Consider the following 11,452-nt stretch of genomic DNA (forward strand, 5'->3'; position numbering starts at 1 on the left):
CTTTTAGGGGACGAGAAATCCGAAGACAATCAGGTATTTCTGTCTGATGACCCAGTACGAACGAAGATGAAAGCTGCTGCACTTGGCCTAAATATTTTACCAAATAGAATCCCGGTTTTGGCTTTTGTGTCAACCGTGCCGCCCCAAGCGAGCCTAATACACTGGCCAATCTCTAATTTGGGCGAGTTTCTAAGTTGGCAGCGCCGACTTGATGGAGCGATATTTTATCGAATTGAGGCTGCGATAAGGAACGTTGTTCGCTCCGGTTCATTAGGTGTAGTGGTAGTAATAAAGTCGCCTCGGTTTATCTATAGCTTGGCGATTCTCTTCGCTAAATCCTCGAAACTGAAGAAAAAGAAGGTTTCGTTAGATGAGTTGCGCGAAAGTGTAGCCGTGCCGTATTTCGGAAGCAGGATTGATAACAAATTTATTGTGGAAAGGAATGTGCCTTCAATGAAGACGCTAGCCGAAAAACGGATTGCTCTGGTGGGTTGCGGAACAATTGGCGGGCATCTCGCTGACCTGCTAGTGCGCGCTGGGGCTGGTAGCGGCGGGGGCGAGCTAGTACTGATTGATAACGATATTCTTAGTACTGGGAACTTAGGGCGTCACATCCTGGGATTTTCGGATGTTGGGAAAAATAAGGCGAGAGGAATGGCGCGGAAGTTTCTTCGCGATGCTCCAGGTGTGAATGTTAAACCTATCCATCGCGACGCAAAGGAAGTCAACCTGACTAAGATGGACCTTATCATCGACGCGACTGGCGAGGAGTCGCTAGGGTATGTCCTAGAGCATAAATACCACGCAGCACAGGCACGGCTGTCCACGTGGATTGAAGGTCCTGGAATAGCCGTTCGCGGACATCTAAAAACGGAACGGTGCCATGCATGTGGCTACTGCTTGGCAAATTACGCGCGGGAAGGTCTGTATCAGGCAACCGTAGAACCTATGCCCAAAATCTATGCCGGACAGGGCTGCGAGCAAGAATACGTGCCTTTCCCCGCCACGGTGTCAATTCAAGCGGCGTGCCTAGCTTTAGATCATATCGTTATACACAAGTCGGCAGGCGTCCCACGCGCCGCCCTGAAAGTCGTTAACTTTCAAGGACTTACCTGAGGGGCTTGTAAACTTTGCCGAGATCGCGTTTACTCTTTGACTTTGGGTGACGCATTGACCAAGGTATCGAGCCGCTGGACGGAGCAAGAGTTTGCTGGACTGGACTTGGGCGATGCTCGCCTCGACAAACGAGCGAGAACACTGATGGAACGATTTACGGCAAAGCCGACGGCGAGCATTCCCGAGGCCTGCGACAGTTGGAGCGAAACCTGCGCGGCCTACCGCTTTCTCGCCAATGATGATGTGTCTTGGGAGGCCATCCTGGCCCCGCATTGGGAGCGTACCCGCGAGCGCATGCAGGCCCATCCTGTCGTGCTGTGCATCCAGGACACGACCGAACTCGATTTCAACGGCCAGGAAGCGGAGGGGCTTGGGCCGCTGAACTATGAGGCACGGCGCGGCATGTACCTGCATCCGACCTACGCCGTCACGCCGACACGCGAACCGCTCGGCGTGCTCGATGCCTGGATGTGGGCGCGCGCGAAGCGCGGCAAGGACGGCGTACGTCCCGGACAGAAAGAAAGCGCGCGCTGGATCGAGGGTTACGAACGCGTGGCCGAGATGGCCGCGACGTTGGCCGGCACACGGCTGGTGTACGTGGCCGACCGCGAGGCCGACGTAGTGGCGTTGATGCGTCGCGCGCGTGACTTGGACACGCCGGCCGACTGGCTGGTGCGCGCCACACACAACCGCAGTGTGGACGACGGCGAAAAGCTGTGGGAGTACACTTGCAGCGGTACGGCCCTGGGGGAAATCAGCTTCACCATGCCGGCCCGCGAAGATCAGAAGGCGCGTGCTGTGCGCCAACAACTGTGGGCCCGGCAGGTCGAGATTGCCGACGGCAAAGGCGGGCGCCTGGGCGTGACCTGCGTGGTGGCGCGCGAAGTGGGCGCGCCGGCCGGCAGCGAGCCGGTCGAATGGCGCCTGCTGACCAATCGGCCCATCGAGACGGTCGAGCAAGCCGTCGAATTGATCGAGTGGTACCGGGCGCGCTGGGAGATCGAGATTTATTTCCATGTGATCAAAAATGGTTGCAAGGTCGAAGCGCTGCAGCTATCGGCCATCGACCGCATCGAGCGGGCGCTGGCCTTGTTCATGGTGGTCGCCTGGCGCATCACCTTTCTGATGCGGATGGGCAGGACCTGCCCCGATCTCGATGCCGCGCTGTTCTTCGATCCTGACGAGATTCGTGGCGTCCATTTGCTGACCAAGAAGAAGATGCCAGCCTCGCCGCCCACCTTGAACGAGATCGTCCGCCTGATCGCCCAAGTCGGCGGCTTCCTCGGTCGGAAAAGCGACGGAGAACCCGGCGTCAAAACCATCTGGCGCGGATTGAGTCAAGTTCACGCCGCAGCCGAAACATTACGCGCACTGCGCGATGGGCTTGGCTGACTTATGTATAACGATATGAGCAGTAGCTCCTCATCTAAGCGCAACGGGTTGGCTGTGCTACCTTTCTCGGTCTTCTACAGTTGTCAATATTTTCGACCCTGTTGGCCAGACTATCGCCTTTGTTAAGCGGGCCGAATACGTCTTGGGGCAGATTCTTGATGGTTCGGTAGTGGACGATTTGGCTGATGAATTCTTCGCTTACTGGGGAAGCGGCGGCAGTAATTGCTTTTTTGATGTGGACGACTTTGAATCCAAATCGCTGCAATTGCTTTTAGGGGACGAGAAATCCGAAGACAATCAGGTATTTCTGTCTGATGACCCAGTACGAACGAAGATGAAAGCTGCTGCACTTGGCCTAAATATTTTACCAAATAGAATCCCGGTTTTGGCTTTTGTGTCAACCGTGCCGCCCCAAGCGAGCCTAATACACTGGCCAATCTCTAATTTGGGCGAGTTTCTAAGTTGGCAGCGCCGACTTGATGGAGCGATATTTTATCGAATTGAGGCTGCGATAAGGAACGTTGTTCGCTCCGGTTCATTAGGTGTAGTGGTAGTAATAAAGTCGCCTCGGTTTATCTATAGCTTGGCGATTCTCTTCGCTAAATCCTCGAAACTGAAGAAAAAGAAGGTTTCGTTAGATGAGTTGCGCGAAAGTGTAGCCGTGCCGTATTTCGGAAGCAGGATTGATAACAAATTTATTGTGGAAAGGAATGTGCCTTCAATGAAGACGCTAGCCGAAAAACGGATTGCTCTGGTGGGTTGCGGAACAATTGGCGGGCATCTCGCTGACCTGCTAGTGCGCGCTGGGGCTGGTAGCGGCGGGGGCGAGCTAGTACTGATTGATAACGATATTCTTAGTACTGGGAACTTAGGGCGTCACATCCTGGGATTTTCGGATGTTGGGAAAAATAAGGCGAGAGGAATGGCGCGGAAGTTTCTTCGCGATGCTCCAGGTGTGAATGTTAAACCTATCCATCGCGACGCAAAGGAAGTCAACCTGACTAAGATGGACCTTATCATCGACGCGACTGGCGAGGAGTCGCTAGGGTATGTCCTAGAGCATAAATACCACGCAGCACAGGCACGGCTGTCCACGTGGATTGAAGGTCCTGGAATAGCCGTTCGCGGACATCTAAAAACGGAACGGTGCCATGCATGTGGCTACTGCTTGGCAAATTACGCGCGGGAAGGTCTGTATCAGGCAACCGTAGAACCTATGCCCAAAATCTATGCCGGACAGGGCTGCGAGCAAGAATACGTGCCTTTCCCCGCCACGGTGTCAATTCAAGCGGCGTGCCTAGCTTTAGATCATATCGTTATACACAAGTCGGCAGGCGTCCCACGCGCCGCCCTGAAAGTCGTTAACTTTCAAGGACTTACCTGAGGGGCTTGTAAACTTTGCCGAGATCGCGTTTACTCTTTGACTTTGGGTGACGCATTGACCAAGGTATCGAGCCGCTGGACGGAGCAAGAGTTTGCTGGACTGGACTTGGGCGATGCTCGCCTCGACAAACGAGCGAGAACACTGATGGAACGATTTACGGCAAAGCCGACGGCGAGCATTCCCGAGGCCTGCGACAGTTGGAGCGAAACCTGCGCGGCCTACCGCTTTCTCGCCAATGATGATGTGTCTTGGGAGGCCATCCTGGCCCCGCATTGGGAGCGTACCCGCGAGCGCATGCAGGCCCATCCTGTCGTGCTGTGCATCCAGGACACGACCGAACTCGATTTCAACGGCCAGGAAGCGGAGGGGCTTGGGCCGCTGAACTATGAGGCACGGCGCGGCATGTACCTGCATCCGACCTACGCCGTCACGCCGACACGCGAACCGCTCGGCGTGCTCGATGCCTGGATGTGGGCGCGCGCGAAGCGCGGCAAGGACGGCGTACGTCCCGGACAGAAAGAAAGCGCGCGCTGGATCGAGGGTTACGAACGCGTGGCCGAGATGGCCGCGACGTTGGCCGGCACACGGCTGGTGTACGTGGCCGACCGCGAGGCCGACGTAGTGGCGTTGATGCGTCGCGCGCGTGACTTGGACACGCCGGCCGACTGGCTGGTGCGCGCCACACACAACCGCAGTGTGGACGACGGCGAAAAGCTGTGGGAGTACACTTGCAGCGGTACGGCCCTGGGGGAAATCAGCTTCACCATGCCGGCCCGCGAAGATCAGAAGGCGCGTGCTGTGCGCCAACAACTGTGGGCCCGGCAGGTCGAGATTGCCGACGGCAAAGGCGGGCGCCTGGGCGTGACCTGCGTGGTGGCGCGCGAAGTGGGCGCGCCGGCCGGCAGCGAGCCGGTCGAATGGCGCCTGCTGACCAATCGGCCCATCGAGACGGTCGAGCAAGCCGTCGAATTGATCGAGTGGTACCGGGCGCGCTGGGAGATCGAGATTTATTTCCATGTGATCAAAAATGGTTGCAAGGTCGAAGCGCTGCAGCTATCGGCCATCGACCGCATCGAGCGGGCGCTGGCCTTGTTCATGGTGGTCGCCTGGCGCATCACCTTTCTGATGCGGATGGGCAGGACCTGCCCCGATCTCGATGCCGCGCTGTTCTTCGATCCTGACGAGATTCGTGGCGTCCATTTGCTGACCAAGAAGAAGATGCCAGCCTCGCCGCCCACCTTGAACGAGATCGTCCGCCTGATCGCCCAAGTCGGCGGCTTCCTCGGTCGGAAAAGCGACGGAGAACCCGGCGTCAAAACCATCTGGCGCGGATTGAGTCAAGTTCACGCCGCAGCCGAAACATTACGCGCACTGCGCGATGGGCTTGGCTGACTTATGTATAACGATATGGCTTTAGATATGGCGTTAGACTGGGTAGCAGGAAACCAAACAAGCACCTTGCGGACAAGAGTGATGGTACCGGGCTACACTTGCCAACCCGATTCCTCTCCGCCAAATATCGAAGGTTGCCCGGCGTGCGATTCGTAGATTTGTGGCAGATGCCGAGCCAAAAGATATATTTATTGTTTCAAGCATCAGTGCTCGAAACCTTTGATATGTATCGCCAAAACTCTCGGGCTGCGACAGAGGCCGGCGGTATATTGCTCGGTCATGTCCGTGGTGAGCACCTAGAGGTGATACAGGCCACTCAGCCTCAGGCTGGGGATGTTCGGCATCGGATGCGATATGAGCGTAACGACCCAGGTCATCAAACGAAAGCCGACCTCATGTGGAAACAGAGCGACGGGGAAATTCGGTATCTTGGTGAATGGCATACTCATCCGGAAGATAGGCCAAGCCCTTCAAGTGTGGACATGAATGGCTGGAGGCACCGAGCCTTAGCTCGTCAAGATGGGCGTGCGACCTTATCCGTTATCGTCGGCCGCGTTGGCCTGTACGTTTCGCTTGTCGATAGAGAGGGAGAAACGAACGTTTTTATAGAGTGTCAATCCTCGTGAGTTGTACCAAGAACATCTATATCATCGACATGTGCTCTTGTTATGAAGCAAGTCAGGGGAACGCGGATGGCGGCGCCTGCCGTCCAACCAGTTCGGCGGTGCGACGCATCACCACCTGGCCTCTTGCTCGGGTATGGGGGCACGCTTACCTGCGACGTCGCAACCTATTCGCCAAAACTTTTGTAACCTGCCCGCCACCTTCGCAAATTTCGCAATCGCCTTCGTCGTTACTGCCTGTGCCTTCGCAGATTGGGCATTCCGCAAGCTCGTACTCTGCCGGGTCGAATTGTTCTGCGTGGCCTTTACTCACTATGCCCTCGCCACCGCAATATGAGCAGTCGCCCCATTCGCTTTGCCCAGTTCCGTCACACAGCGGACAGTCGACCTTATCGAAAATGCTTAAGTCGACCGTGGCGGAAAGACGGCGGGAAACGGTACACTCGCCGACGCATAATGGGCAATCATCACCCTCATCCGAACGTCCAGAACCCTGACACAACGGGCATTCGACCGAATCGAAGTCTCTTATTTCGACGGCCTCAGCAACTCGTCGTGGTATCCTGCAGTCCCCATGGCAAATCTCACAATCATGGGACCCGCTCCGACCTGTACCCGTGCAGAGGGGGCAGTCAACTTGGTCGAAATCGTTAATGTCGACAGCTTCTGCGAATCGCCTTTCCATCTGACACTCACCTTGACACACTGGACAACTCTCGCCCTCATGGCGTCCATTGCCATCACAAAGCGGGCAGTTCACGACCTCAAATTCGCGAGGGTCGAAATTTTCTTCGGCTTTTGCAGTAACAGACCCTTCTCCTCCACAAAATGCGCATTCATCGCCATTGCGTAGACGTGAACCTGCACATAGCGGGCATACTTTTAGACCTGCTGCCAAGCGGAAGTCTTCTCGAACTGCCGTCACGGCCTCGAGACGTGATTTGACCGGGAGCGATGCAGCTAACTTCTCACTCGAAAGTAAATTGCCGAGCTTCAAAAACGCTTGAATACTTTTGCCTTTCTTCGTTCCTGGGTTTTTAGCTGTACCGTTTGAGATTCCTACAAGTTTTGCTAAAACATCTTCCCCAATATATTCGGTTGAGGCAATCTGTTCCGGGGTGGTGGGGTTAAGAGAAGCGGCGCGTCGACACACTTCTAAAAGATGAAATGCTTCTGTGGCGGCCTCGGCCTTGACTTCGTACACAATTTTTGAATATCCGAGAAGAATAGCTTTCAAGTTCTTGACGAAGTTCTCGGTTCCAGCTTTCGGGCCTATCAGCCCCTTATCGTAACTTGTGTGATGATTCGCGCAGAGCCAAATTAGATTATGGGGATGGTTGTTTTTACTCTGCGAAATGGGGTCTATATGTGCAGCTTCACAGGTATCAGCATGGGTATGGCAGAACGCACATTGCGCTGCTGCCTCTTGGATGATTTCTTCTCTAATTTTAGTGGGAATGTGGGGGCGTTCGCCAAGTTTCGCTGGCCAGGGTTCTGCCAGCCAAGCATTAAATTCAATTAGTTCAGCTGTCTTATAAAACGTAACTGGGCCAACCTTTCGTGCGATAGGCAGCTTCTTGGTAGAAAAACTTTTCGGAGCATAACTCGATAACCAACGCAATAGTTGGGGTGACATTCCGACCAGTATGGCGGCCTCGGTAATATTCACTTCTGGTTCCATTGACACCTCGACGTATATGGTAAATATAAAAAGAACCGGACACGCCTGTTCTTGTTTTCTTTGGACTATTGACAGCGCCCATGTTTCTTTACGCTTATTACTAGCGACTCTTCACGAAACGTCACGACTGTGTGCTCAGTTCTCCTCCTGTTTTTTACCAGCAGACTCACAGCCGTCGTGAATGAATTTGCCGACGCCCGTCGCGCTCTAAGTGAGATTGAGCTTGCCACGCTATCAACAGAGCCAATACATCTGAGGCACTAAAACTGAGCTCGCTTACTTACGACCATTTGCCAGATGGTTTGAAGACAATCGCGAGCAACCTATACAGAGTATACGCCATGGAGTTTATATTTCTTCCTCAATCTGCCATCACCTGGTATGTGATGCGCTAACTGTTAATGCAGGTTTCCGGTCCTCGCATTTCGCTGCAGCGACCGGAGCACGTGCAGAGCTTGTCCAAGTCTGAATCGTGCGCGCGCATTGCGGGGGATACTGACTCCCTCGGTCCCGAAATCGCACTAGCCCTTGATGCTATACGCATCCCTGTCCTTACCATCAAGCCAACGTGGCGCCCGGCCACGTCCACTCCAGGTCTCTCCTGTTTCAGGGTTTTTGAATTGTGCAGCAACCTTGCCCTTGATTTTTGCTGCCTTCTTGCGAGTTCCAGAGGACAGGTCGTCCACGGTGATGCCGTACTGTTGCATCAAATCCTTAATTTTCTGAATTGCACCACTGATTTCATTTTTGCGGGCAGCTTCGGCCAGGGATTGCAATTTTGCGATTTGTTCAACATACTCTGCGTACGACGTCATATTGTCTCCAACGGGATAGGTGATTTAAACGAATGAGTACACGCGCAATATAACATATCGATAATGATTTAGCCAAACCAATGGTGGCCTTCACCCGTTCGATATGAGTAGCCTGTTCAATTGGCGCCGACGTGTGTATGTTAATAACAGCTAATTTATAAACACCATGGCTATTTTTGGGCGATTTCCGGCGGTCGTCAATCGGCCGGTTACCCTACCCATCAAAATTTCTTGTTTTAGCGTTTTTACATAGCTTGGGCAGGAAGCAGCAATTATCTTTTTGTTAGAAATTTATTTTTACGTCCGTTAGTCGAAACATGAATTGCTTGAAAAACGTAGTTATGCATTAGCATCTACAGTTTCCGTGCTGGCAAATATTGTTTAGACGGAATTTTTAAAATTTCGCGTCAATATATATAAAAATTTAATAATTTTTAAGGAGGCAAGATTGATTTTTATTGAAAAACAATTTATTTATATGATGGTTATGGAGGAGGCTGCACATAGGGTAAAAATTGGCTACTCCAATAATCCAGTTAGACGTTGCAAGGAACTTTACAACTCCAGTTCGTCACATCCATACCACATTCTACATGTATGGGAGGTGGCTGACATGCATTCAGTGGAGAAGTTGATTCACAAAGAGTTAGCATATTATCGACCTAACCCTCGGCGTGAATTTTTTGAGGTATTTGAAGCCTATGATAACGAAATAGATATTTCTTGGCCGGATGTTATAAACGGTTTAAATATTCACAACAAATTATCCTGCGATATAGATGAAATTTTGCAAAAAAATGGTATAAAATATGAGCGCTGGTATCTTGATAGACTGGAAGAATACGACTACCAAATGCGAGTTTTTAAGAGCAGTACGCTGAGTTAGGGGCATTGATTTGGCAGTTCTAGAAAAAACATTTCGTTGAAAAATAAAAAATTATCTGAATGTCTATAAGATATCAGATATTTGCTTTGTTACTGGATAAGGCCCATGAATAATGTTGCAGAGGATGCAGTAAAGATAGCTATCCGCGCGTCTGCGCCAGAGCGGGCGGTAGAACTATCGCAGATGTGGGAAGAACATCAGCCCAATGTGCACCAAACATATGACAAAAAGGGCTTTTCGCTCGAAGCGGGTTCGTTTGGCTTAGTACTTTTTGACCATAAAACAATGTGCCAGATTTGGCTGCTTGGGTTTGCAGCACAGCATTCTTTTAATCTTTATCTTCCTTATCTAATCCTATATCAAGCAACTGGAATATCATTTTTTCCATACAGCATGGTAAGTGAGCAAGAAGAAATTGATATTCAGAAGGAAGTGTCGGCTCTGTATGACGCTATTGACATGCTAAAAGAGGCTGAAAATGTCGATGATGTTGCTTGGCCGTCGAGCATACCAAATCCGGATAACGGAAAGCCAAGCGATGTTAACGGGAGTATGGTTTTTGATTTGCTATGTATGGCCTCTGCGTATTGCTTTCTTCATGAGCTACGGCATGTACAGTTTCGTAACTTAGGCAGCAACATAGACCCTATTGAAGAAGAATATGAGTGTGATAAATACGCAAGAAATTTCCTTCTCGAAAAAATTGATGAATATGCGATGCAATCGGGTTACGATTTAAGTCTGTTAAAAAATAAAAGAGGTATGGCAATTGCACTCGCATCTATCCTTCTTCTGGTAGTAACGCCAGAAAGCCATTGGCAAGGCTCAGCCAGCCATCCGTCGGTTGTAAGCAGGATTCAGGAACTGGTTGATGCTATAGGCGTTTCTGACAACGACTATTTTTGGCCTTACCTTTCATGCCTTCTTATTTCTGTGATTTTCAGAAAAAAAATATCAATTAATTCTTCCATTGTTAAAAATCAGCGTGAATATTGTTTGTTTTTGCTAGGCGCAATTGAAACGAAATAATAGTTCTAACCGTCCTCAAGTGGCTGCCATTCAACTCAAATCCGAATAGTCGTTTTTTTGCTTGTTTAGGGCCGCTTTGGGACGTTAGCTGCCTGTTAGGGGAAGCACTACCAAGCCTTCATGACTAAAACCATCACGGCATCGGGACCGGTTCGCATGGACTGACGAGTTGCGTTGACCAGAGGGGGCAGCGCGCCGGTGTCAACGCATTCGCATTCTTCTCGAGCATGGGCTGAACTGGTACTACTGTGAAATGCCCATTGTCGTTTTTGCATACCGAACGATGCTGACCTTCCTCGACCCGCTCGCCGCTGTTCTCCTGCTTACAAGTCCAAGAGTCTGCGTGATACCGACCGTCGGCATCGTCAGCAGCGACATAGCGCTCAATGCGTGGGTTGGCGCCACGCTCGGTTTTCAAGTTGGCGCTTTCGTCGCGCAGAGTTTGTTGCGGCCTTTTGTGCTGGCAAGGGCACGAATCGCGTGACCACGGCAACGTTCTCTGGGACTTTGCGCGTGCACCATGACGATGGGCTTCCCACCAGCTGCGAATGAGCCATAGGAGGCGTCTGCTTTGTCGTAAGTGCGGAGAACCTGTCAAGCTGGTTAGGAGCGAGGGTGTTGCAGGCATGAACCGACGCGTTTCACTTCACACCCGGCTGAGTCTGAACGCGATGAACACGCTGGATGGAAGCTGGGACGGCGGCGAGTGTAGTCGGATTATCATCGCCATGTGTTCTTGTCATAAAGCGACTCTCGCTCGGTAGATTGCGTAAGCCTTGCGATTACCTCGAAATTTTCAGAAGGCAATGCAATGCCCCTAAACGGAGAAGTTTAAGGGCGCCCCTTCCACTTTTCACCTGGCTAGCTGTTTTCGTAAACCTGTTGCAATCACGCTGGCGTTCTTGCAGTCTGCGCCAGTTCGTCCTGACTCCACATCCAGCTCTTGTGCCCGATGACGAATCTTTTGTTCTTCATGGACATTGATGCGAGTGCGGTCGTGCGTTCCGAAGTTATTCAGGTGTCTGACATTCCTCTGCTACTTCAGGAAGGCCTTACGGTAATCCTGGCAATTCCTCACCTCAGGTAGCTCACGCACACTGGGGTGCAGCCATGCAGCGGTGGCCGTCGGAGCTT

The 11,452-nt window shown here is 52.0% G+C and carries 10 protein-coding genes and 1 pseudogene; 9 read left to right on the top strand and 2 right to left on the bottom strand.

Translation table 11 applies throughout. The features are described 5' to 3' along the window. Positions 1-66 precede the first annotated feature (66 nt). From CD932_RS29740 to CD932_RS09570, 6 genes and pseudogenes are all read left to right on the top strand, one after another. Complete coding sequence (locus CD932_RS29740; protein ID WP_369679838.1) at positions 67-1,116, top strand: ThiF family adenylyltransferase; 1,050 nt, start codon at positions 67-69, stop codon at positions 1,114-1,116. Positions 1,117-1,170: 54 nt separating this feature from the next. After that, the gene (locus CD932_RS09555; RefSeq protein ID WP_094442111.1) at positions 1,171-2,508 is read left to right on the top strand and encodes an IS4 family transposase; all 1,338 of its coding nucleotides are present in this window, start codon (positions 1,171-1,173) and stop codon (positions 2,506-2,508) included. Between the two features lie 37 nt (positions 2,509-2,545). After that, positions 2,546-2,710, top strand: a pseudogene (locus tag CD932_RS29320) (hypothetical protein); the annotation flags it as partial. A 132-nt stretch (positions 2,711-2,842) separates the two neighbouring features. Then, positions 2,843-3,892, top strand: a complete 1,050-nt coding sequence (locus CD932_RS29745) for a ThiF family adenylyltransferase (RefSeq protein WP_369679838.1) — start codon at positions 2,843-2,845, stop codon at positions 3,890-3,892. A gap of 54 nt (positions 3,893-3,946) precedes the next feature. Continuing rightward, positions 3,947-5,284, top strand: coding sequence for an IS4 family transposase (locus CD932_RS09565; RefSeq protein ID WP_094442111.1), 1,338 nt, complete (start codon positions 3,947-3,949; stop codon positions 5,282-5,284). Between the two features lie 167 nt (positions 5,285-5,451). Beyond that, positions 5,452-5,910, top strand: a complete 459-nt coding sequence (locus CD932_RS09570) for a Mov34/MPN/PAD-1 family protein (protein ID WP_141213218.1) — start codon at positions 5,452-5,454, stop codon at positions 5,908-5,910. Between the two features lie 145 nt (positions 5,911-6,055). Here CD932_RS09570 and CD932_RS09575 read toward each other — a convergent pair whose 3' ends face one another. Together CD932_RS09575 and CD932_RS09580 are read right to left on the bottom strand one after the other, a co-directional pair. After that, a complete protein-coding gene (locus tag CD932_RS09575; protein ID WP_094442432.1) occupies positions 6,056-7,588 on the bottom strand; it encodes an HNH endonuclease in 1,533 nt (510 codons plus the stop codon). A 521-nt stretch (positions 7,589-8,109) separates the two neighbouring features. Continuing rightward, positions 8,110-8,403, bottom strand: coding sequence for an H-NS family nucleoid-associated regulatory protein (locus CD932_RS09580; RefSeq protein ID WP_094442433.1), 294 nt, complete (start codon positions 8,401-8,403; stop codon positions 8,110-8,112). Between the two features lie 448 nt (positions 8,404-8,851). On the opposite strand from CD932_RS09580, the gene CD932_RS09585 reads away from it, so the two are divergent. The 3 genes from CD932_RS09585 to CD932_RS09595 all read left to right on the top strand — a co-directional run bounded on the left by CD932_RS09585 (position 8,852) and on the right by CD932_RS09595 (position 10,802). After that, positions 8,852-9,289, top strand: coding sequence for a GIY-YIG nuclease family protein (locus CD932_RS09585; RefSeq protein ID WP_141213219.1), 438 nt, complete (start codon positions 8,852-8,854; stop codon positions 9,287-9,289). 105 nt (positions 9,290-9,394) lie between these two features. Further along, positions 9,395-10,318, top strand: a complete 924-nt coding sequence (locus CD932_RS09590) for a phage exclusion protein Lit family protein (RefSeq protein WP_094442435.1) — start codon at positions 9,395-9,397, stop codon at positions 10,316-10,318. 283 nt (positions 10,319-10,601) lie between these two features. Then, positions 10,602-10,802 carry a hypothetical protein gene (locus CD932_RS09595; protein ID WP_094442436.1) on the top strand — a complete coding sequence of 67 codons (201 nt, stop codon included), beginning with the start codon at positions 10,602-10,604 and terminating at the stop codon, positions 10,800-10,802. Positions 10,803-11,452 lie beyond the last annotated feature (650 nt).

This window comes from Janthinobacterium sp. PC23-8 (assembly GCF_002250505.1).
GTDB lineage: Bacteria > Pseudomonadota > Gammaproteobacteria > Burkholderiales > Burkholderiaceae_D > Janthinobacterium.

Excerpts from the sequence above, each read along its gene's own strand:
- CD932_RS09595 (WP_094442436.1), top strand. The coding sequence starts at position 10,602 with ATGCTGACCTTCCTCGACCCGCTCGCCGCTGTTCTCCTGCTTACAAGT.
- CD932_RS09590 (WP_094442435.1), top strand. The coding sequence starts at position 9,395 with ATGAATAATGTTGCAGAGGATGCAGTAAAGATAGCTATCCGCGCGTCT.
- CD932_RS09570 (WP_141213218.1), top strand. The coding sequence starts at position 5,452 with ATGCCGAGCCAAAAGATATATTTATTGTTTCAAGCATCAGTGCTCGAA.
- CD932_RS29740 (WP_369679838.1), top strand. The coding sequence starts at position 67 with ATGAAAGCTGCTGCACTTGGCCTAAATATTTTACCAAATAGAATCCCG.
- CD932_RS09580 (WP_094442433.1), bottom strand. The coding sequence starts at position 8,403 with ATGACGTCGTACGCAGAGTATGTTGAACAAATCGCAAAATTGCAATCC.
- CD932_RS09575 (WP_094442432.1), bottom strand. The coding sequence starts at position 7,588 with ATGGAACCAGAAGTGAATATTACCGAGGCCGCCATACTGGTCGGAATG.
- CD932_RS29745 (WP_369679838.1), top strand. The coding sequence starts at position 2,843 with ATGAAAGCTGCTGCACTTGGCCTAAATATTTTACCAAATAGAATCCCG.